Source organism: Acinetobacter lactucae (assembly GCF_001605885.1).
Lineage (GTDB): Bacteria > Pseudomonadota > Gammaproteobacteria > Pseudomonadales > Moraxellaceae > Acinetobacter > Acinetobacter lactucae.
Genome location: NZ_LRPE01000018.1, coordinates 1 through 21,001, shown reverse-complemented (window position 1 = coordinate 21,001; position 21,001 = coordinate 1). Strand labels below are relative to the sequence as shown.

22 protein-coding genes and 1 pseudogene are annotated in these 21,001 nt (G+C 40.0%); 11 read left to right on the top strand and 12 right to left on the bottom strand.

What is annotated here, in order from left to right:
* The first annotated feature begins 32 nt into the window (after positions 1-32).
* The 4 genes from hflX to AWW73_RS09075 all read left to right on the top strand — a co-directional run bounded on the left by hflX (position 33) and on the right by AWW73_RS09075 (position 2,992).
* On the top strand, positions 33-1,376 hold the full coding sequence (gene hflX / locus AWW73_RS09090; RefSeq protein WP_031949376.1) for a ribosome rescue GTPase HflX: 1,344 nt from the start codon (positions 33-35) through the stop codon (positions 1,374-1,376).
* A gap of 33 nt (positions 1,377-1,409) precedes the next feature.
* A complete protein-coding gene (locus tag AWW73_RS09085; protein ID WP_016143514.1) occupies positions 1,410-1,781 on the top strand; it encodes a hypothetical protein in 372 nt (123 codons plus the stop codon).
* 10 nt (positions 1,782-1,791) lie between these two features.
* Entirely contained in the window at positions 1,792-2,466 is a 675-nt protein-coding gene (locus tag AWW73_RS09080) for an LrgB family protein (RefSeq protein ID WP_031949380.1), read from the top strand.
* A gap of 82 nt (positions 2,467-2,548) precedes the next feature.
* Complete coding sequence (locus AWW73_RS09075; protein WP_057106796.1) at positions 2,549-2,992, top strand: DUF2147 domain-containing protein; 444 nt, start codon at positions 2,549-2,551, stop codon at positions 2,990-2,992.
* Between the two features lie 67 nt (positions 2,993-3,059).
* Here AWW73_RS09075 and AWW73_RS09070 read toward each other — a convergent pair whose 3' ends face one another.
* From AWW73_RS09070 to pdxA, 3 genes are read right to left on the bottom strand one after another with little or no spacing between them, the layout of a single operon-like run.
* Entirely contained in the window at positions 3,060-3,902 is an 843-nt protein-coding gene (locus AWW73_RS09070; RefSeq protein WP_062849462.1) for a symmetrical bis(5'-nucleosyl)-tetraphosphatase, read from the bottom strand.
* Positions 3,903-4,715, bottom strand: coding sequence for a 16S rRNA (adenine(1518)-N(6)/adenine(1519)-N(6))-dimethyltransferase RsmA (rsmA, locus tag AWW73_RS09065; RefSeq protein ID WP_016143516.1), 813 nt, complete (start codon positions 4,713-4,715; stop codon positions 3,903-3,905).
* A 23-nt stretch (positions 4,716-4,738) separates the two neighbouring features.
* Positions 4,739-5,722, bottom strand: coding sequence for a 4-hydroxythreonine-4-phosphate dehydrogenase PdxA (gene pdxA / locus AWW73_RS09060; protein ID WP_081409568.1), 984 nt, complete (start codon positions 5,720-5,722; stop codon positions 4,739-4,741).
* A 173-nt stretch (positions 5,723-5,895) separates the two neighbouring features.
* On the opposite strand from pdxA, the gene rplM reads away from it, so the two are divergent.
* The 5 genes from rplM (at position 5,896) to AWW73_RS09035 (ending at position 8,669) form a co-directional block, all read left to right on the top strand.
* On the top strand, positions 5,896-6,324 hold the full coding sequence (gene rplM, locus AWW73_RS09055; protein WP_002117832.1) for a 50S ribosomal protein L13: 429 nt from the start codon (positions 5,896-5,898) through the stop codon (positions 6,322-6,324).
* Between the two features lie 12 nt (positions 6,325-6,336).
* On the top strand, positions 6,337-6,723 hold the full coding sequence (rpsI, locus tag AWW73_RS09050; RefSeq protein WP_002048725.1) for a 30S ribosomal protein S9: 387 nt from the start codon (positions 6,337-6,339) through the stop codon (positions 6,721-6,723).
* A 174-nt stretch (positions 6,724-6,897) separates the two neighbouring features.
* Positions 6,898-7,551 (top strand): glutathione S-transferase N-terminal domain-containing protein, encoded by a 654-nt coding sequence (locus AWW73_RS09045; RefSeq protein ID WP_039767515.1) that lies wholly within the window; start codon positions 6,898-6,900, stop codon positions 7,549-7,551.
* A 6-nt stretch (positions 7,552-7,557) separates the two neighbouring features.
* Entirely contained in the window at positions 7,558-7,992 is a 435-nt protein-coding gene (locus tag AWW73_RS09040; RefSeq protein ID WP_031949386.1) for a ClpXP protease specificity-enhancing factor, read from the top strand.
* A 17-nt stretch (positions 7,993-8,009) separates the two neighbouring features.
* Positions 8,010-8,669 (top strand): hypothetical protein, encoded by a 660-nt coding sequence (locus AWW73_RS09035; protein WP_062849461.1) that lies wholly within the window; start codon positions 8,010-8,012, stop codon positions 8,667-8,669.
* Between the two features lie 53 nt (positions 8,670-8,722).
* Here AWW73_RS09035 and AWW73_RS09030 read toward each other — a convergent pair whose 3' ends face one another.
* Genes AWW73_RS09030 through AWW73_RS09005 form a run of 6 tightly spaced genes read right to left on the bottom strand, consistent with a single transcriptional unit; the run spans position 8,723 to position 17,091 of the window.
* On the bottom strand, positions 8,723-10,663 hold the full coding sequence (locus AWW73_RS09030) for an acetyl/propionyl/methylcrotonyl-CoA carboxylase subunit alpha (protein WP_062849460.1): 1,941 nt from the start codon (positions 10,661-10,663) through the stop codon (positions 8,723-8,725).
* 19 nt (positions 10,664-10,682) lie between these two features.
* Positions 10,683-11,519, bottom strand: coding sequence for an enoyl-CoA hydratase/isomerase family protein (locus AWW73_RS09025; protein ID WP_062849459.1), 837 nt, complete (start codon positions 11,517-11,519; stop codon positions 10,683-10,685).
* 10 nt (positions 11,520-11,529) lie between these two features.
* Complete coding sequence (locus AWW73_RS09020; protein ID WP_062849458.1) at positions 11,530-12,687, bottom strand: acyl-CoA dehydrogenase family protein; 1,158 nt, start codon at positions 12,685-12,687, stop codon at positions 11,530-11,532.
* Positions 12,688-12,729: 42 nt separating this feature from the next.
* Positions 12,730-14,343 carry an acyl-CoA carboxylase subunit beta gene (locus tag AWW73_RS09015; RefSeq protein WP_062849457.1) on the bottom strand — a complete coding sequence of 538 codons (1,614 nt, stop codon included), beginning with the start codon at positions 14,341-14,343 and terminating at the stop codon, positions 12,730-12,732.
* Between the two features lie 10 nt (positions 14,344-14,353).
* Entirely contained in the window at positions 14,354-15,265 is a 912-nt protein-coding gene (locus tag AWW73_RS09010) for an SDR family oxidoreductase (RefSeq protein ID WP_062849456.1), read from the bottom strand.
* Positions 15,266-15,285: 20 nt separating this feature from the next.
* Complete coding sequence (locus AWW73_RS09005) at positions 15,286-17,091, bottom strand: acyclic terpene utilization AtuA family protein (protein WP_062849455.1); 1,806 nt, start codon at positions 17,089-17,091, stop codon at positions 15,286-15,288.
* Between the two features lie 187 nt (positions 17,092-17,278).
* Between AWW73_RS09005 and AWW73_RS09000 the strand changes: the two genes are divergently transcribed.
* Positions 17,279-17,878, top strand: a complete 600-nt coding sequence (locus AWW73_RS09000; RefSeq protein WP_062849454.1) for a TetR/AcrR family transcriptional regulator — start codon at positions 17,279-17,281, stop codon at positions 17,876-17,878.
* Positions 17,875-18,375 (top strand): GNAT family N-acetyltransferase, encoded by a 501-nt coding sequence (locus AWW73_RS08995; protein WP_031949395.1) that lies wholly within the window; start codon positions 17,875-17,877, stop codon positions 18,373-18,375. Before AWW73_RS09000 ends, AWW73_RS08995 begins: the two co-directional genes overlap by 4 nt.
* A gap of 43 nt (positions 18,376-18,418) precedes the next feature.
* Here the strand turns inward: AWW73_RS08995 and AWW73_RS08990 are convergent, their stop codons facing one another.
* The 3 genes and pseudogenes from AWW73_RS08990 to AWW73_RS08980 all read right to left on the bottom strand — a co-directional run bounded on the left by AWW73_RS08990 (position 18,419) and on the right by AWW73_RS08980 (position 20,846).
* Entirely contained in the window at positions 18,419-19,582 is a 1,164-nt protein-coding gene (locus AWW73_RS08990) for an acyl-CoA dehydrogenase family protein (RefSeq protein ID WP_062849453.1), read from the bottom strand.
* A 136-nt stretch (positions 19,583-19,718) separates the two neighbouring features.
* Positions 19,719-20,282 carry a DUF4256 domain-containing protein gene (locus AWW73_RS08985; protein ID WP_062849452.1) on the bottom strand — a complete coding sequence of 188 codons (564 nt, stop codon included), beginning with the start codon at positions 20,280-20,282 and terminating at the stop codon, positions 19,719-19,721.
* Positions 20,283-20,449: 167 nt separating this feature from the next.
* Positions 20,450-20,846, bottom strand: a pseudogene (locus AWW73_RS08980) (putative signal transducing protein).
* Positions 20,847-21,001 lie beyond the last annotated feature (155 nt).

Sequence of the window (21,001 nt, the reverse complement as noted above, 5' to 3'; positions counted from 1 at the left end):
AAAGTTTTCCCATTTTCAGGATTTATAGCCACGTGGAATATGTTGATCGGCATCAAGGCGGTGAACGCACAATTTTAGTGAGTGTTTCTGTACAATTATTAGATGATCTGGATGCCGAAGAGTTTGCTCTACTTGCACAGTCTGCGGGTGCAGATATCCTTGAACATATTAAGGTTCAGCGTAATAAGCCTAACCCTAAATTTTTTATTGGTTCAGGAAAAGTCGAAGAAATTGCAGAGCAAGTGCAGGAACTAGAAGCGAGCCTAGTTATTTTTGACCATGCATTATCCCCTGCTCAAGAACGAAATTTAGAAAGAATATTAAAATGCCGAGTTATAGACCGTACAGGCTTAATTTTAGATATTTTTGCGCTGCGTGCCCGCACGCATGAGGGTAAGTTACAGGTCGAACTTGCTCAGCTTAAACATTTATCTACTCGTCTTATTCGTGGTTGGTCTGCCGACTTTGAACAGCAAAAAGGTGGTATCGGATTACGTGGTCCCGGTGAAACACAATTAGAGACAGATCGCCGTCTCATTCGTGTTCGTATTACCCAATTAAAAGATAAATTAGACAAAGTACATCAGACTCGTATGCAAGGGCGTGCTGCAAGACAAAAAGCAGCTATTCCAACGGTTTCATTAGTAGGTTATACCAACGCGGGCAAATCGACTTTATTTAATATTTTAGCAAATAGTGATGTCTACGCAGCAGATCAACTGTTTGCAACCCTCGATCCAACCTTACGCCGTTTAGACTGGGATGGTATCGGCACTGTTGTGCTAGCAGATACAGTAGGCTTTGTACGAAACTTACAGCATGATTTGGTTGAATCATTCAAAGCAACACTTGAAGAAACACTTGAAGCTACCCTTTTACTGCATGTTATTGATAGTAATAGCCATGACATGCTCGACCAAATTGAAGCAGTTGAAGGTGTATTAAAAGAAATTGGTGCTGATGCTCCCGTACTTCGGGTATATAACAAAATCGATCTAAGTGGTGAAGAAGCCAAAATTATTTATGCTGAGCCACACGTCCCAGATCGAGTTTATGTTTCGGCTCATTCTGGCCAAGGCCTAGATTTACTTCAAAAAGCAGTACAAGAATGCTTAATGGGGCAAATTCAAAAGTTTTCACTCGTGCTTAAACCAGCTTATGGCAAATTGCGCACTCAGCTTTATGCCTTAAATGTGATTGAGTCTGAACATTATGATGATGCTGGCTTATTACATATTGATGTGAAGATTGCACCACATAAGCTAGAAAAACTGATTCGCCAAGCAAAACTCCCCTTAGATGAGATATTGGGAGAACACGCGAGTCAATTTAAACGCCCCTTGGAAGAATTTGAAATCAAGGGCGAGATCAGTTAAAACTTGATAAGTAAACTTTTAGAGATAAAAAATATGGATAAGATCAAAAGTATAGACTGGACAGCATGGATAATCACACTACTGCTCATTATTGGTTTTCGTGAAGGCTCTGTTGTCGTCATGCGTACTTTTGGTCATCCAGAATTAGGTAATCTGGTCGGTTTAATCAGCTTACTTATTATTTTACTGATTTGGCGAAAGTTTAAAAAAATTCCACTTCGAATAGTTGATACCAATAATAAAATCATGAAAGAAAGTGGTTTCGCTTTTTTACCCATCTGTGCAGGCTCATTAATTATGTTGGTACATATGGGGAAGGAAATTCCATTATTTCTTTTCGTTTTAGTGGTCAGCACCCTTATACCTTTGTGGGTCTATGCAAAAATGGCAAAACGTTGGTTATAAGGGGAATAAAATGTTTACGATTTTCTATGGATTTTTGATCACATTAATTGGTTATCTTTGTGCAAAGCCTTTAAACCGACGTTTTCCGCAAGTTCCTCTTTTAGTCTTCGGTATGTTCATTGTAATTGGCTTACTTTCAATTCTACATGTGCCATATGAGCAGTATCGCCTTTATGTGAATGACTTATTTGGTCATCTATTAGGTTATGTCACCGTAGCCTTAGCCATTCCTTTAGCTGCGATGCGCTATGATGATCTTCCAATTAAATCGGTCATTGGTATTTTACTTTTTGCAAGTATTAGCGCCGTTGCCCTACCTATGGGGCTGGCATACTTGTTACATATGTCGGAACCTACCATTCTTGCATTTGCGACCCGTGCAGTAACTACCCCTATCGCCTTAAATATCGCAACTTTATTGCATGCTCCTGAAACACTGGTGACCCTTATTGTTATTTTATCTGGGGTTATTGGAGCAGCTTTTTCACCATTTTTACTTAAACATATTCATGATGAGAGAGCATCCGGTTTAGCATTAGGCTTAGCTGCACATGCGATCGGAACAGCTCAAGCTTGGCAACGTGGACCTGTTGCAGGTCGTTACGCTGCATTTGGTATGGCATTGAATGGTGTATTTACTGCAATTTGGTTACCAACATTAATGTTGTCTTTTGGAACTCCATAATTAAGAAGTTGATTAAATAAACATTGAACGGTCTATCAATTCCAAATAAGATGACCTTTCAAAGTTAAAAGGATTTTTAATTATGGGGAAAATTTTTATTGGAGCCTTGCTCTTATTGGGGATGAATACTGCTACCTTTGCGGCAGATATTACAGGTCTCTGGCAAACAATTGATGATAAGACAGGTGCTCCCAAAGCACAGGTAGAAATACGAAAAGAAGCGAACGGGACATATGCTGGGAAGATTGTCAAACTTACGCCACGCCCAGGTTATACGCCTAAAGAAATTTGTGATAATTGCCCTGCGCCATATACCAATAAACCGATTTTAGGTCTGGATATCGCAACTGGTTTAAAACAGACAGATGGACTGAACTATACGGGCGGTAAAATTTTAGATCCGAATACTGGCAAAGTTTACGGTCTTAAGGCAAAGCTTAGTTCAACGGGCAAACGTTTACATATGCGTGGTTATCTCGGAGTTTCAGCTTTGGGACGTAATCAAATCTGGATTCGAGTAGAATAATAGTTCCCAATAAAAAAGCCGCATAAGCGGCTTTTTTATTGGGAACTTGGGATAAGAATTACTTTTCTTATATTTGCACAGGATTTTCAACAGAAAATATTTCTTTATCTTCAAGTCGATAAGCCATTAACTTTCTGCCCCAAACACAGCCACCATCGATATTTTGAATCTGCTTATTAATAGTTCTGCCCTCGAGCGCAGCCCAATGACCAAAAATAATCTGATGAGTTTGTGCCGCTTTGCTCGGGAATTCAAACCAAGGGAAATAACCTTCCGGCATTGGCGCATCTAAAGAATCTTTAAAACTAAACTCTAAAGCCCCTTCTGCATTGGTTAAACGCATGCGAGTCAAATAATTGGTGATACAACGTAAACGTGCCGAACCCGTTAGGTGATCTTCCCACAAATCTGGTTTTGAACCATACATGTCTGCCAAAAAAGCATCTAATACAGATAAATCTTCGTTTGCGAGTACAGCCTCAACCTCTTTTGCTAACGTTGCAGTTTTTTGTGCATCCCAAATACAAGGTATACCAGCATGAGTAAGGATCGTATGCTCGTTTGGCAATAAACATAATGGCTGTTTACGTAACCAGTCGATTAACTCATCGCCATCAATCGCATCAATAACGTCTTGAGTCCGATCTTTTGCTTTAATCTCTTTTAAGCCACGAGCACCCGCAATTAAAGTCAGGTCATGGTTTCCAAGTACAGTTGCAGCAGCCCCACGATCAGCAAGCTTTTTAATAAAACGCAATGCACCTACCGAGTTTTCACCACGTGCAACTAAATCACCAGCAAACCATAAAAAGTCTTGATCTGGATCAAAACGTATTTCTTTAAGCAAGGCTTTTAGAGCTTCAAAACACCCCTGCACATCACCAATAACATAGTTAAAACGCTTAGTCATTTACGGCACCATTTGATCGGCCAAAGCAACAAATTGAGCAAGTGTTAAAGTTTCTGGACGAGCCATCGGATCAACACCCGCCTTTTCGAAGCCATCTTCTGCGATCATACCCTTAAGACTGTTTCTTAATGTTTTACGGCGCTGAGTAAATACATGAGCGACCAGTCGAGCTAAAGCTTTTTCATCTTTTGCTGTAATTGGCTTTTGATCATAAGGAACAAGGCGGAAAACAGCGCTCGTTACTTTAGGTGGTGGATTAAATGCACCAGCTGGTACTTCAAATAAAAATGTTGGTTGGCAGTAATACTGAATCATTACCGACAAGCGTCCATATTCTTTTGTATTGGGTTCAGCAGTAATACGGTCAACCACCTCTTTTTGCAGCATAAAATGCATATCTTTAACTTTGCTGCCAAATTCCAAGAGATGAAAAAGTAAGGGGGTTGAAATGTTATAAGGTAAGTTGCCGACTACACGTAATGGTCGACCATCTTTTACCAGTTCACTAAAGTCATATTTTAATGCGTCAGCTTCTACAATCGTCAAACGTTCAGGATGTGGAACACGTTCTGGTAGACCCGCAGCTAAGTCACGGTCTAACTCCACCACTGTTAATGCATCACACTCCCCAATTAAAGGAGAGGTTAAGGCAGCTAGACCAGGTCCAATCTCGACAATATTGTCACCCGTACGCGGACTTACAGAGCGCACAATTTTGGCAATGACTCGCTGATCATGTAAGAAGTTTTGACCAAAACGTTTACGAGCTTTATGCCCTTCATCTTTCGGGTTTAGGGCATTAATTTGATACATAGAACATTTCCAACATGAAAAATTTAGCTCGCTGCTAAAGATAAAGCTAAATCAACAGCGACATTTAAACTTGAGCTTTTTGCCAAACCAGTCCCAGCCAAAGACAATGCAGTGCCATGGTCAACCGAAGTTCGAATGAACGGCAAACCCAATGTAATATTGATGGCTTCACCAAACCCTTGTGATTTTAACACAGGTAAACCTTGATCATGGTACATGGCAAGTACAGCATCTGCATTTTTAAGATGTTCGGGGGTAAATAAGGTATCTGCCGGCAAGCTTAAACTCATCTTAATCCCTTGCGCCCGATAACTTTCAAGTACCGGATTAATAGTCTCAATCTCTTCACGACCCAAATAGCCATCTTCACCTGCATGCGGATTTAAACCACACACGAGTACACGTGGATCTGTAATTTTAAATTTTGTTTTTAAGTCGTGTAGTAAAATATCAATAACCTGATGCAACCGTTCTTTGGTAATTGCATCTGCTACATCTCTTAAGGGTAAATGTGTAGTTGCTAAAGCAACACGCAAGGTTTTGGTTGCAAGCATCATAACGACACGTTCCACGCCTGCAAACTCTTGATAGTATTCAGTGTGGCCACTAAACAAAATACCAGCATCATTAATAACCGATTTTTGCACGGGTGCCGTAGCGACTCCGACACTTTTACCAGACATTGCGTAATCAGCTGAACGACGTAGTTGTTCTAATACATAAGCTGCATTTTCTGGATTTAATTGACCATCAATTACCGCAGCATTCAAAGGCACATGCTCTATATAAAGTTCATTCAGAGAGGATGATTCAGGCTGTCCGGTATATTCTATAAATTGAATATCCACACCAAGTTTTTGGGCGCGTTGCGCTAATAAGTCTCGATCACCCAAGATCACAACTGGTCGCGGATCGACCCGCTTAGCTAAGCTCAAACAAATATCCGGTCCAATACCAGCCGGTTCACCAGAAGTGACATATAATGGCAGCACAATCACCCCAGACACATAACAAGAATTTGTCTGATTTTAACATATCTGACATTCATCAGTTTATGGATTAAATTATATGGCTTAAACTGGATTTTTCTTGTGACTTTGAACAAACTCGTTTAGAATGCTCGCTCCTTTTGTTTGGACAGATTCCATAGTCCAAACCAACTATAATAGGTAGTGGTTTAATGAAAACTCTCAGCGCTAAGCCAGCTGAAGTTCAACATGACTGGTATGTTGTTGATGCTTCTGGCAAAACTTTAGGTCGCCTTGCGACTGAAATCGCTCGTCGTTTACGCGGTAAGCACAAAACTTCTTATACTCCTCACGTTGACACTGGCGATTACATCGTTGTGATTAATGCTGAACAAGTTCAAGTGACTGGTAAAAAATCACTTGATAAGAAATATTATCGCCATACTGGTTTCCCTGGTGGTATCCGTGAGACTAACTTCGAGAAGTTAATCGCGCACAAACCTGAAGCTGTTCTTGAAAAAGCGGTTAAAGGCATGTTACCAAAAGGTCCTCTTGGTTATGCAATGATCAAAAAAATGAAAGTGTACGCTGGTACTGAGCATCCGCATGCTGCTCAACAGCCACAAGTTTTGGACATCTAAGGGATACAGCACATGGCTACTAATTATGGTACAGGTCGCCGTAAGACCGCAACTGCACGTGTTTTCTTGTCAGCTGGTACAGGTAAACTCGTTATTAACAACCGTACTTTAGAGCAATATTTCGGTCGTGAAACTGCTCGTATGGTTGTTCGTCAACCTTTAGAACTTTTAGAAGTTACTGAAAAGTTTGACCTTTACATCACTGTTAAAGGTGGTGGTATCGGTGGTCAAGCTGGCGCGATCCGTCACGGTATTACTCGTGCACTTATCGCTGCTGACGAAACTTTAAAACCTGTTCTACGTCAAGCTGGTTTCGTTACTCGTGATGCTCGTGAAGTTGAACGTAAGAAACTTGGTTTACGTAAAGCTCGTAAGCGTCCTCAATTCTCTAAACGTTAATTCGTTTATCGAGTTGGACAAAAAGCCTTGGATTTTTCCAAGGCTTTTTTATTATGAAAATAGAGCTATAAAATACAAACTTATAAATATAAACAAACTATCTCTTTAGAACCGTGATTTCCTAGAGCATTTTTAGTATCCTAATCGATTCACTCAACCACGTCGTCTTGTGATATGTCGGTCGAAAACACCTCTATTCAGGGGATTACCCTTTACAGTCATGCTGATGATTTCCGTTCTCACTGGATTCGTTTCTTATTAGCAGAAAAACAAATCAAATATCAATTGATCGTAACTGACCATGAAGACGAAGATTTGGCCAGTTTAAATCCTTATAACCAATTACCAATGTTGGTCGAACAAAATCTTAAGTTATTCTCAGCGCCTATCATTGCTGAATATTTAGATGATCGTTATCGCCAAAGTAAGCTTTATGCCGATGCACCTATGATGCGTGCAGAACAGAGGCAGTATATCTGGAGACTTGAAAACGACTGGTTTAAGTTGGCAGATCACATGTTAAAACATGCGGACTCTTTAAATGTCGAACAAAAACAAAAAGCTCAAAAAGAACTACGTGAAACATTAATTTCACTTACTCCCCTATTTCAACATTTCCCATATTTCATGTCTGAGAATTTTACAATCTTAGACTGTATGCTTGCCCCTATCTTTTTAAGATTAAATAGCATGGGAATTGATTTACCAAAACAGCACTGTCGACCTATATTTTTGTACTGTAAACGTATCTTTGAGCGGCCTTCTTTTGCTAAATCGATGACGCCTCAAGAGAAAAACCGTTACAATGAACTATTAAATATGGAATAGCATGATATGTCTGAGCAAACTATTGATTTAACCCCTACACGTCCTTATCTTGCTCGTGCAATCTATGAATGGATTTGTGATAACCAACTTACGCCTTATCTATTAGTTGATGCGACACAACCACATACCGATGTTCCACAACAATTTGTTAAAGATGGGCAAATTGTTTTAAATATTGTGCCGCATGCTGTCCATCAATTACTTATTGCAAATGAAGCTATTACTTTTTCAGCTCGTTTTGGGGGAGCATCAAAAGACATTTATGTCCCTATTCAAGCTGTTCTAGGGATTTATGCACGTGAAAATGGACAAGGTTTATTCTTTGATCCTGAAGAATATGCCAATGTAACACCTGTAGAAGATACAGTAGAGTCAGAAGTACAAGAAGCAACTGAAACAACATCGACTAAGAAAAAACCGACGTTAAGAATTTTAGATTAAATTTAGAGGAAGAAAGCATGGCATTTGATTTAGTCCAATACTTTGCTGAGCAGATAAAAATTCAAAAGCCTCAGCTTTTAAATCAATATCCAGTTGATGAGAAAAATAAACTGATTGAAGAGGTAAATATTCTTACACTAGGAAAACTAATTAGTTTATGGCGTCAGAATGACAATAAGATTTATCAAGAAATCAAAACCTCAGATCCACTTTATATTCAAGAAGTTGCTCGTCATTTAACGACTTCTAAATATAATCAGTCGACTTTAAAAAATTCAGAACTCGAACAGAGTATTTCTGAAATTTTAACTTTGCAGTTAGCAGAACTTAACCAGCTCGATGAGACAGGTGGTTTTGGGCATAATGGCTTAAAAGAATTAATTTTAGGTCAGATCGAGCATTTATCAGGTCAAGCAGAAGATTGGGTTTGGTCAACAAACCATCTAAATGAATTAATTGGTTCTAAACCTGTGGAACAAGAAGAGCTATCATTGGATACAACAATGAAGGAGTTCAACCAAATGGTTCACCAAGCCCAACCTCATCATGATGACGTGCATATTGAAGTACAAGCTGTCGAAATTTCTGTACCTACATGGTCAAAGATTGTTGCCCCTGTAGTTGCTTTAGCGATTTTGGGCTATTTGTATTATGCTTATACACAATTAATTGCTTAAGAATTTGCCTATACAATCCGCTAAATGCCACCCATAAAAGGTGGCATTTTTTATTAGGTTTGAATCGTAAATAACATTTGCCGTTTTTTTACTTGTTGCCCTTGCTGACCTAAAACATCATCAACTATTCCATCAACATCAGACTTAATCTGCTGCTGAATTTTCATGGCTTCAAGAATTAATAGAGTTTGACCTTTCACTACTTGATCACCTTTATTGACCAAGATATTGACTACAGCACCATCCATTGGTGCACGAATTTTGCCATCACCAGCCACATCAGCCATTTCTGGGGCGGCATAAGTCACATTACTAATCGCAATATTGCCATTATCTTGATCTAAATAAAGCTGCTCACCCTCCAATACATATTGAACACGGCGACGTACACCATCAATTAAATAAATCAACTGTTCTGCAGTTCTTTCAAGCACTTCAAGACAAACTGATTGATCGCAGAGCTGTACCGTAAACGTGTTATTTAGCGATGAAAGCTGTAATTGAATTTTTTGATCATCATATTTAAGCTTTAATGGTAATGGCACACCTAGGCCAGTTCGCCACACTGCCGTACCGTTACTTTGGCTAAATAATGCAGCAGCAATCGCTAAGGTTTCTAAAGATAGAACCTGCTTATGTAGACTGCTGTCATTTTGAAAATGCTGTTGAATAAACGCTGTATTGGTATCTCCTGCAACAACAATTGGATGGCGTAATAAATTGACCAAGAATTGTTTATTGCTGTTTACACCAAGCAAAACACAATCATCTACAGCACGAGCGAGTAAGCGAATCGCATCCTCACGGGTTTTCCCATATGCGATTACCTTTGCTACCATCGGATCGTAAAATGGACTAACCTCATCAGTTGCTAACATACCATGATCAATTCGTACATTTGGCAAAGTCGCTGGCTGCCAACGCAGAACTTGACCTGTTTGCGGTAAGAAATCTTGGCGCGGGTCTTCTGCATACAAACGTACTTCGATGGCATGTCCAGTTAAGGTCAATTCTTGTTGCTTTAATGGTAACTGCTCACCATTCGCCACACGTAGTTGCCATTCAACCAAGTCCAATCCAGTAATGAGTTCAGTGACTGGATGCTCTACTTGCAAACGGGTATTCATTTCCAAGAAGTAAAATGCACCTGATGCATCAAGTAAAAATTCAATCGTTCCCGCACCGACATAAGCACATGCTTTAGCGGCTGCTACAGCTGCCTCACCCATTTGCTGACGTAGTTCAGGAGTCATAACTGGACACGGGGCTTCTTCAACAACCTTCTGATGGCGTCGTTGGATCGAACAATCACGCTCAAACAAATACACATAATTGCCGTATGTATCGCCAAAAACCTGAATTTCGACATGGCGCGGAGCAATGACTGCTTTTTCTAAAATAAGTTCGCCTGAACCAAAGGCATTTTCAGCTTCAGAACGAGCTGTTTGTAATGCCTCAACTAATTCGGATGACTGCTGTACCAAACGCATTCCGCGACCACCACCACCTGCTGAGGCTTTGACCATAATAGGAAAACCAATCTGCTTTGCTTGCGCTGCTAAATATTCAAGGTCTTGACGATCGCCTTCATAACCCGGTACACAAGGAACACTCGCTTCAATCATGGCAATTTTTGAAAGGCGTTTACTGCCCATTAACTCAATTGCAGAAGCTGTTGGTCCAATAAACGTAATCTGATTATCGATACATGCCTGAGCAAAATCGGTATTTTCAGACAAAAAGCCATAGCCTGGGTGAACCGCATCTGCCCCCGTTTTTTTGCATGCATCTATTATCTTGGCAATTGAAAGATAAGACTCGGATATTTTAGATGCCCCAATGTAAACAGCTTCATCAGCTTCTTGCACATGGCGAGCATTACGGTCTGCATCAGAATAGACCGCTACAGTTTGATAGCCCATTGCTTTGGCTGTTTGCATAACTCGAACTGCAATTTCACCCCGATTGGCAACCAGTACTTTTGAAAATTTCATTATTTTTTATCCTAATCTCTTATGACTCATCAGCCCAATTTGGCAAACGTTTCTGGATAAAAGCCATCGTTCCTTCTTGCCCTTCAGTTCCACCAACGGCTTGGGCAAACTTCTGTGCAGCATCATCTAGCAAACTACTCAAAGGTTCATTAAGCGTTCTATGTAACAGCGCTTTAGTCTCACGCGAAGCTTGGGGAGCTGCTCGTTTAATGTGTTGAATGGTTTCTTGTAAAGCTTGTTCAAGTTCAATTTCATTATGCGCAATTTGATGAACCACCCCAGCACTAAGTGCGGTATGACCTTCAAAACGCATGCCGAGCAAAGCAAGTCGACGTGCCTGAGTCAGACCAATACGTTTCACCACAAAAGGTGCAATTTGCGCAGGAATCACGCCAAGTCCTGTTTCAGGTAAACCAAACTGTGCATTGTCACGGCTAATGGCAACATCTGAAACACATACCAGACCAAAACCACCACCTAAAACAGCGCCTTCTAAAATCACCACAACTGTTTGCGGGGCGGCATCAACTTGCTCAAGCATGGCACCAAAACGGCGGTTAAAATCAGCATAAGGTCGTAGGCTACCAATATTAGCCGCCTCAACGCGTAAAGCAGCCATGTCTTTAATGTCACCACCTGAACAAAAAGATCCACCTTCACCACGAATAATCACCGCACGAATTGAAGGGTCATCGTGAATGGCAGCAAAAACTTGTTGAATCGCATTGACCATATTCAAGTTCATGGCATTGCGACTTTCTGGTCGATTTAACCAAAGATATAAAATACTGCTGTCTTGTTCCAATTGGATGCTGTCATCAATATCTAAAGCTTGTAGAGATGTCGAAAGCGTCATGACCTACTCCTTATTTTTGTTTTCTTGGCAAGATGTCCATTAATTTACAGATAATCCCTAACATGATCTCATCTGCACCACCACCGATAGAGCCTAAACGACCATCACGATACAGTTGTGATGCAGGGTTATCCCACATGAAGCCATTGCCGCCCCAATATTGGAGACAGCTATCAGCAACTTCACGGGTTAAACGTCCAGCTTTTAGTTTTGCCATAGAGGCTAGCTTAGTCACATCTTCACCCGCGATATGCTGTTCGCATGCTTGATAAGTTAATGCTTTGAGTGCTTCTACTTCAGTCATCAGTTCAGCAAAACGGAAATGAATATATTGGTTATTGATGAGTGGCTGGCCAAATGTCGTACGTTCTTTGGTATAGTCGATGGTCTTCTGGATTAAATTTTCCAAACCACCAATGGCATTGGCACAAGCCCATAGGCGCTCTTCCTGAAATTGCATCATTTGCATCATAAAGCCCATGCCTTCAACGCCAACCAAATTACGCTGTGGTACACGGACATTGTCCAAATAAACTTGCGCTGTGGTCGTTGAACGCATCCCTAATTTATTAAGGGGTTCTGAAAAACTAATTCCTTTAGTTTTCGTCGGCACAATAATCATCGACTTATTGACGTGGGGCTTATCATCAGATGTATTGGCTAAAAGACAAAAAAAATCAGCTTGCAATGAGTTGGTAATCCACATTTTGCTGCCGTTAATGACATAGTCATTGCCATCTTTTTTAGCGGTCGTTTTAATAGCTGCAACATCCGAACCAGCATGCACTTCTGACACTGCAATTGATGCCACATACTCCCCGGCAATCGCTGGTGTTAAAAACTCATCGCGTAATTCTTTACTACCAAAACGAGCTAAGGCTGGTGTTGCCATATCAGTTTGCACACCAATCGCCAAAGGCACCCCGCCACAAGCCGCATATCCAATTTCTTCTGCGACCACAAGGTTATAAGAATAATCTAAAGCCAAACCACCATTTTCTTCTGGCTTACAAATTCCTAATAAACCAAGATCGCCCATCTTCTTAAATACTTCATGGATTGGGAAAAGTCCTGCGGCCTCCCATTCAGGAATATGTGGATTCAGCTCATTTTGAACAAATTGACGCGCTGTGCGGCGCAATGCTTCATGTTCGGCAGTAAATTTCATGGTGTTATTCCTATTAATTTTTTTAATTGCGGTAAAGGTTGATTAAAAACGAGATACACCAAAACGAGTTGGATTCAACTCTCTTTGCTGTGCTTCATAAATAGTTTGTAAAAGGAAAATTAATAATTTTCGGGTATCTCGCGGGTCAATAATGCCGTCATCATGTAGCATAGCCGTATTGAAAAGTGCGGTTGATTGCTGTTCCAATTTCATGGCCGTACTTTGCTCAAGAAAATCCAGCATTTGCGGATTCGGCTCCTGCCCTGACGCTTTTTGCTTTCCTTCGGCTACAATACGTAATACTTTTCCAGCCTGTGCAGAACCCATTACAGCAACACGCGAATTCGGCCAAGCAAAAATAAAATCTGGCGATAAACTCCGACCGCACATCGCGTAGTTACCAGCACCATATGACCCTGCCACAACGACTGAAATTTTAGGTACAGTACAATTGGCAACCGCTTGAATCAGTTTCGAGCCGTGTTTGATAATACCGTTTTGCTCTGCATCAGTTCCTACCATAAAACCTGTGGTGTTATGCAAGAACAATAACGGACGCTTAGTCTGTTCACACAAATGTATAAACTGAGCTGCCTTCGCTGCCCCTTGAGGTGTAATCGGCCCATTATTAGTAATAATACCGATATGCAAGCCACCAATTTTTGCCCAACCACATACCGTTAAATCATCATATTCCTGTTTAAATTCTAGAAAATCCGAATCGTCAATAATGCGAGCAACCACTTCTTTCATATCAAATGGTTGTTTAGGGTCACTTGGAATAACACCTAACAGTTCCTCGGTATCGTAACGAGGTTCTTTATAAGTTGTTTCAACTGGCTTGATTTGCTCTTTCCAGTTCAGGTGTTCAAAAATTTCACGTGCAAGTCGAATCCCATCGGCATCATTTTCAGCCAAATATTCTGCAGTTCCGGCAACCTGCGCATGCATTTCTGCACCGCCCAATTCCTCAGCTGTTGCAACTTCACCAGTTGCTGCTAAAAGTAAAGGTGGCCCTGCAAGCAACATCTCAGTTTGCTTACGCACAGCAATGACATAATCTGAAAGGCCGGGCTGATAAGCACCACCTGCCGTTGCATTACCATGCACCACTGCAAGTTGGGGAATACCTGCTGCAGAAAGACGTGCCTGATTGGCAAAAGTCATGCCGCCATAGGTAAATACTTCTGCAGCATAATTTAAGTTAGCGCCACCACTTTCAGTCAGTGTAATTAATGGGAGCTTTTGTTCTAATGCAATTTTTTGCAAACGTAAGGTTTTCTGCACCCCCATAGGTGACATGGTTCCGCCTTTAATTGCGCTATTGCTTGCAGATACTAGACAACGCACACCGCTGACAAAACCAATGCCAGCAATCACCCCGCCCCCAGCTTCCGAGCCATCTTTATCATCATGCATGTTGTAGCCAACTAAACCACAAAGCTCAACAAAAGGTGAATCAGCATCTAGCAATAACCGCACGCGTTCATGCGGCAAAATTTTGCCTTTTTTATCGAACTTTGGTTTAGCGGCGTATGATTTATCAATACTTTTTTGCTGAATTGCACGGACCTCACTCAACTGAGCAAGGAGTACATCTTTATTCTTTTGATACTGTTCACTACCTAGAGCAATTTCAGATTGGAGAATGGTCATTCTTTATTCCTCACTCCAAGCCTGAATTATTGTTTTGCTCAGCTTTTTCAGTCTTATATTTTTTAAAAATTTCAGGGATAAACGCACGATGGAAACCGTTATAAGATTCGCTATTTGTTGCCTCACCTAGTGGATACATACGCGTACCTTGCGATGCAGCACCATCAATACGCAATGTTACACCCGACACAAAAGCCGCAGCATCAGATAACAAATAGCAAATTGCTGATGAGACTTCCGACTCAGTTCCCATACGCTTTAGAGGTACATTGCCAGCAAGACTTGGAATAATCACTTTGGCAAAATCACCGCTATAATTATCCATACCCGATGAGACAATCCATCCTGGTGCAACCGCATTTACACGTACACCAGATTTACCCCACTCAACCGATGCTGTTTTGGTTAAGTTATCAACTCCCGAACGCGCAGCACCAGAATGTCCCATTCCCGGCATGCCGCCCCACATATCAGCAGTCATGTTGACAATACTGCCACCATGTTTAGCCATCCATTGGTTATAAGCTTCACGCATTAAATAGAAAGTTGAGTGCAAGTTATTACGTACGACCGCATCAAAACCATTCGCAGAGATATTTTCTAAAGCTGACGGAAACTGACCACCCGCGTTATTCACCAATCCATCGAGTTTGCCGAATTTCTCAATCACTTCGGCAATCATATTTTTCACTTGCTCTTCTTCACGGTTATCACAAACAATGAAATGAACCAGCCCACCATCTTCTATAATTTCTTGGCTCACCTTTTCCAGTTTTTCAATTTTGCGTCCTGTAATCACTACTTGAGCACCAAGAGCAGCGAGCTCATGTGCCGTACAACGGCCAATTCCTGAGCCACCACCCGTCACAATCACTACTTTATTTGCGAAAGCATCTGGTCTAAAAATTGATTGATAACTCATCTTTGTTTCATCCATTTATTTTATTTTTCTAAAAGATGTGCCGGAACTTTGACAGGCATATCCAATAATTGTTGTGCAAAGGCCTTTCCTTGCGGATCTATACGTAGGCTTGCAACACCACCGCCACCCAAGGCATTTTCAAGCATAAAATTCAGTGCATTTAAACCCGGTAACTCATAACGAATTACCCGTCCTTTCTCTGCATCCAAGACATGTTTCATATAATTTGCAACCGCCTGTTCAGTCAGTGCCGCACGAATCCATGGTAAATATTCTGCTTTACGCACAATCACACCGATATTGCTATGATTACCTTTATCACCACTGCGGGCATGTGCAATTTCAATCAAAGGAACTTCAATTTCATCTCCTTGATAAACTGCATTTTTGCCAGCTGTTAATGTAGGCAATTGCTCTGTAAAAACTCCTTGTGGAACCTCAACTGGATAACGTTTGCCTTCAAAATCGATTTCGACTTTGATCTGATTTTTATCGACTAAAAAAGAAAATAATTTAATCACTGGAGATGCTTTTGGACGTCCACCCACAATACCAGCCAAAGCTGGAGCCATGCCTGTTGAAGCCTGGGCAATTTCAGATGCAAAGAACATACATGCTTCTTTAAATATATGCTTTACAGCTATTTTGACCACGACTTCACGGCTATTTAATGCTTGAGCATTTGCGCCATAGGTACTTTCAATCCCTAAAATTTCAACCGATTTTTCACTAAAAGGTGGCACTGAGCGCATTGCTAAAACACGTTCGCACTTAGTCAAAATTGCATCGGCAATGACTTGTGCTTTTTGTGGTGCCTCACGACCTGCAATTAAAAAACTGACTAAAACCCGATAACCATCTGGATAGGTCGTACTGACTTTATATTGCGCAGTCGGTGCTTGGCCTTTTGCACCAGTCACACGAACTCGGTGCTCTCCGACTTGTTCCAGATGCACCTGACTGAAATCAGCAATTACATCGGGTAGTAAATATGCTTGAGGATTACCAATTTCATAGACAATTTGCTCAGCAACCGTGGCAGTAGAAACTAGCCCCCCTGTTCCCTTGGGCTTAGTCACAACGAATGAGCCGTCTTCACTCACTTCAACCACTGGAAACCCCATGTTGTCGAAGCCCTGCACCAATTGCCAATCGGTAAAATTACCACCCGTACATTGGGCACCACATTCAATCACATGACCTGCCAGCGAACCTTGCGCTAACTTATCGTAGTCATCTAAAGACCATTGATATTCATGAAGTAAAGGAGCAAGTACCACAGCAGAGTCAACAACACGGCCAGTAATTACAATATCGGCGCCCAAGCCTAAAGCATTGTGAATAGCTACTGCACCTAAATAAGCATTACTGCTCGCCACCTGTTCTGGCAAAGCTTCTCCACAAAACATTTCCTGAATATTCTGTAATTTTAAATGTTCATGTTGCGCTAATAGGTCATCACCTAACACCACAGCCACTTTCAGATCTAAGCCATATTCTTTAATTATTTTTTGCAAAGCATCTCGACAAGCAAGCGGGTTAACACCACCAGCATTACTAATCACTTTAATCTTTTTTTCTGCAATTTTTTTAAGCAAGGGCGCCATGACACGACTGACAAAATCTAAAGCGTAACCATGCTTTGGTTCCAACATCTTCGCTTTTGCCATAATCGACATGGTGATCTCAGACAAATAGTCAAAAACCAAATAATTAATATCGGTTAAATTTACCAATTGAAAAGCAGCAGTATTGGTATCCCCCCAAAAACCTGAGGCACAACCGATTTTTACGACACGCTTATCAGCCTGCTGATTACTTGCCATCTTATTTCTCATTATTTTGTTTAAAAATTACACTCAACATTACCAAGCAAGCGCTTGGTTTGTAAAGAGCAAAATGTTATTGTGAAATTGACTAAAACTGCCAAACTCGACAACCCGCCTAAAACATGGTGAGATTTAGCAAAATTTTTTCCGTTAAATATTTTTATATAAAGGATTCGGCTTTCGTATGATTGCTACTTCAATTGAACAAATTCCAAATATTTCTTGCTTTGATGATAGTCCGCGTGGCCGTTTATTACAGGGGGCTGCCTATCTATTTCACAAACAAGGCTATGACAAAACCACTGTACGTGAACTTGCTCAATTTATTGGAATTCAATCGGGAAGCTTATTTCATCACTTCAAAAGCAAAGATGACATCCTTGCTCACGTCATGGAGCAAACTATCATTTACAATCTTGCTCGTTTACAAGATGCAGCTGCTCAATCTACAGATCCAGAACAACAATTACGTGCCCTTATTAAAGCTGAACTTATTTCAATTACTGGAGATACTGGAGCAGCCATGGCTGTTTTGGTGTATGAGTGGTTTGCGCTGTCAAAAGAAAAACAAGAATATCTTTTAAAGATGCGTAACGAATATGAGCAAATCTGGTTAGATATTATTGAAAAGTTACGCATTCAAGGCAAGATAAAACATGATGCTTTTATCTGGCGACGATTAGTTGGTGGTGCGATTTCATGGACCGTAACTTGGTATAAATCTGAAGGTCAAGTCAAAATTGATGAGTTAACGGAAATGGTTTGGGAAATGGCTTTGAAATGAGTTCTGTCTACTTGCGTAAACCTCATATAAGTGACTTAGCTGAAATTCAAGAAGCTTATAAACGTAGTGTTCAATTGCATTTGCCTTGGACTTATCCTCCAGCTAACTTTCAAACATATTTAGAACAAGAACATCGTTATTTTGTTTGCTTAATTGAAAGCCATTCAATTATCGGAACATTTAATATTTCGAATATTATCCGCGGTCACTTTCATTCAGCCTATTTAGGTTATGAAGCCTTTCATCCCTATCAAGGTCATGGCTATATGAAGCATGGTCTAAAATTATTACTCAAAGAGGCATTTGAAAATTTAAATTTGCATAGGTTAGAAGCGAATATACAACCTGACAATATTGCCTCGATTCAACTAGTTGCCCAAGCAGGTTTCATTAAAGAAGGTTTTTCTCGACAATATCTTCGAATTGGAGGAAAAACATGGAAAGATCATGAACGTTGGGCAATTTTAAATGAGAAGTGGATAGAACCATCTCAGTAGACTCTAAATGAGATGGTTTATACAATCAAAACATACTTAAAAATCAATAACCCAACTGCTTACTAATCAAATCTTTCATAATTTCCTCAGCACCACCGCCAATCATATTAACTTTCACTTCACGGTAAATACGTTCAGATTTGGTACCTCGCATAAAGCCCATGCCACCTAATGTTTGTACCGCTGCATCAGCACAAAATTGCATAGTGCGAGTCGCAACATTTTTGAGCATTGAAATTTGTGCCACCAACTCAGGTCCTTGTAAATTCGGCTGAGTCATTTTCCATGCGGTTTCTTCAAGTAATGCCCGTGTTGAGGTTAATTGCGTTGCCATATCTACCAATTTATGACGAACTACTTGATGATCAATTAATCGTTTACCAAAAGTCTTACGTTGCTGGGCCCAATCTAAAGCTTCTTCATAACACACTAATGCATAACCATAAGCCACTACACCTAAGAAAAAACGCTCCATATTAAAGTTATTCATAATGACTTTAAAACCAGCATTTTCTTTACCAAGTAGATTTGATGTAGGAACTCGTACTTGGTCAAAATGCAAATGAGCTGTATCAGAAGCCCACCACCCCATTTTCTTCAAAGATGTTTTAGTAATTCCTTCGCAGTGCGCATCAACCAACAACATTGAAATACCTTCTGCACCTGTTTTAGTTGGATCTGTACGCACTGCAACTGTATAGTAATCTGCACGAATTCCTGATGTAATAAATGTCTTTTCGCCTGAAACAATATAATAATCACCATCACGAACAGCTTTAGTTTGTAATGCAGCCACGTCAGAACCACCACCCGGTTCTGTAATCGCCAACGCTGAAATTTTTTCTCCAGAAATAATCTTTGGTAAAACTTTAGCTTTTAATTCTTCACTACCAAAATGCTGAATCGGTGGGGCGCCAATGGTATGTACCATGAGTGAAATATGTACTCCACCCGAACCAGCTTTTGCCATTTCAATACCAGCCAATAACGAATAAAATGGATCTGCATCAGGAATACCGCCATATTCCTCAGCAAACCCTAAACCCAATAAACCAATTTCAGCAGCCTTTCTATAAAGCTCTCTAGGAAATGTCTCAGCCTCATCCCATTCATTAACGAAAGGGGCCATTTCTTTTTGTACAAATCGACGAACATTATCAGCAAAAGCAATATGTTGTTCATTATAGTAAATTGGATTTGGTTGCATTTTTACAAATGTCCTGATGTTTTTATTTAATTCCAGAACCTATATTGTCATGTTTGACGTCAATCAAAAGTTGCAAGAATCTCCAATTTCTTGGCATAAAACATCAAACCTAATACTTATTATGAAACTGTAAAATCTATACTCTTAGACAGCACCGAAATCCACGAGCGGCATAATAGGACTGCGCTCCATTATGATAAATGAAGACCCGACCATAACGTCGGTCAGCAAAAATAGCTCCATCTAACTGTCGAATTTCATCTGGGGTTTTGAGCCAACTTGATGTTTTAAGATCAAACTCCCCTAACTTTTGTAATTCATAGTATTGCTCTTCTGTGAGAAGTTCAGCTCCCATTTCTTTAGCCACATCGATTGCACTATTTTTAGGAGGATGATCTTTTCTAGCCTCCAGAGCCTCCCGATCATAGCAAAGGCTTCTACGACCTTTAGGTGTCTCAGGAGAGCAATCTACAAATAAATATTCATCTTTCTGCTGATCATAAGCAATAACATCAGGCTCCCCTCCTGTATTTTCCATTTCCTGCAGTGACCACAGTTTATCAGGAACCTTAATTAGTTTATTTTGCACATCCGACCAATTCATTTCTGTATGACGATGTGTATTTTTTTCAAATCTATTCTTTAATAATTCAAGGAGTAACTCTATTTGCTTTTGAGTGAGCTGTTTTTTATTTACCATTAAATAAGTCCTTATATTTATTAAATTGAATGGCCATCAAAATAATTTATTTTCTTTAATATCAATATCTTACATACAGACAATATTAATTACAGAGATAGAACTAAATCCAATATCTCTACATTAGGTCCCATAATTAAGATAATCAATAATCTTTTACTATATATTTAATTCCAAAAGTGTCCACAACGCTTACATCTATTACCATTTTTAAAAGAAAATAAAGGTAGGCAGAAAAACATAAACGCTAAAAAGGTAGATTTTTTTCCTTTAGTATTAACTTCTATATCCAAACTTCCACACTCAGGGCAACATTCTTTACTCTTCCCGAACTTTTGTTCAAGCTCGTCACTAAAGTCTTTTTCAAGAAATGACTTTGCTTCATCAACATAGTTCTCTGGAACTAACAAACGAACCCCACCTAAAGCATTAGAATAAAACCAATCCATATTAATGGTATGTTCATTTTCAATATAAACTGGAATTCCAAAAAGCTTCTAATTGAGTTTTTGCAATTTGTGCCTCATAAGGAAACGAGAAAGTTTTAACTACCATCCATTGCATATTAAATTTCTAATTAGGTAAATAATTTTAGAATAACTTTATTTTTTATAAATTGAATTAATTTTAATGTTTAAAGAATTGGAGACTAAATTTCCATTTTATTCCGCCCATAAAAAACACCCCCACTCAAAGAGTGGGGGTGTTTGTAATAATGA

Coding starts and splice junctions, on each gene's coding strand:
- AWW73_RS09030 (WP_062849460.1), bottom strand. CDS start 10,663: ATGAAATTTTCAAAAGTACTGGTTGCCAATCGGGGTGAAATTGCAGTT.
- AWW73_RS08985 (WP_062849452.1), bottom strand. CDS start 20,282: ATGGTAAATAAAAAACAGCTCACTCAAAAGCAAATAGAGTTACTCCTT.
- rsmA (WP_016143516.1), bottom strand. CDS start 4,715: ATGTATCAAATTAATGCCCTAAACCCGAAAGATGAAGGGCATAAAGCT.
- AWW73_RS09085 (WP_016143514.1), top strand. CDS start 1,410: ATGGATAAGATCAAAAGTATAGACTGGACAGCATGGATAATCACACTA.
- rplM (WP_002117832.1), top strand. CDS start 5,896: ATGAAAACTCTCAGCGCTAAGCCAGCTGAAGTTCAACATGACTGGTAT.
- AWW73_RS09010 (WP_062849456.1), bottom strand. CDS start 15,265: ATGAGTTATCAATCAATTTTTAGACCAGATGCTTTCGCAAATAAAGTA.
- AWW73_RS08990 (WP_062849453.1), bottom strand. CDS start 19,582: ATGCAACCAAATCCAATTTACTATAATGAACAACATATTGCTTTTGCT.
- rpsI (WP_002048725.1), top strand. CDS start 6,337: ATGGCTACTAATTATGGTACAGGTCGCCGTAAGACCGCAACTGCACGT.
- AWW73_RS08995 (WP_031949395.1), top strand. CDS start 17,875: ATGAGTTCTGTCTACTTGCGTAAACCTCATATAAGTGACTTAGCTGAA.
- AWW73_RS09080 (WP_031949380.1), top strand. CDS start 1,792: ATGTTTACGATTTTCTATGGATTTTTGATCACATTAATTGGTTATCTT.
- AWW73_RS09070 (WP_062849462.1), bottom strand. CDS start 3,902: ATGACTAAGCGTTTTAACTATGTTATTGGTGATGTGCAGGGGTGTTTT.
- AWW73_RS09075 (WP_057106796.1), top strand. CDS start 2,549: ATGGGGAAAATTTTTATTGGAGCCTTGCTCTTATTGGGGATGAATACT.
- AWW73_RS09045 (WP_039767515.1), top strand. CDS start 6,898: ATGTCGGTCGAAAACACCTCTATTCAGGGGATTACCCTTTACAGTCAT.
- AWW73_RS09015 (WP_062849457.1), bottom strand. CDS start 14,343: ATGACCATTCTCCAATCTGAAATTGCTCTAGGTAGTGAACAGTATCAA.
- AWW73_RS09035 (WP_062849461.1), top strand. CDS start 8,010: ATGGCATTTGATTTAGTCCAATACTTTGCTGAGCAGATAAAAATTCAA.
- AWW73_RS09005 (WP_062849455.1), bottom strand. CDS start 17,091: ATGGCAAGTAATCAGCAGGCTGATAAGCGTGTCGTAAAAATCGGTTGT.
- AWW73_RS09000 (WP_062849454.1), top strand. CDS start 17,279: ATGATTGCTACTTCAATTGAACAAATTCCAAATATTTCTTGCTTTGAT.
- AWW73_RS09040 (WP_031949386.1), top strand. CDS start 7,558: ATGTCTGAGCAAACTATTGATTTAACCCCTACACGTCCTTATCTTGCT.
- AWW73_RS09020 (WP_062849458.1), bottom strand. CDS start 12,687: ATGAAATTTACTGCCGAACATGAAGCATTGCGCCGCACAGCGCGTCAA.
- AWW73_RS09025 (WP_062849459.1), bottom strand. CDS start 11,519: ATGACGCTTTCGACATCTCTACAAGCTTTAGATATTGATGACAGCATC.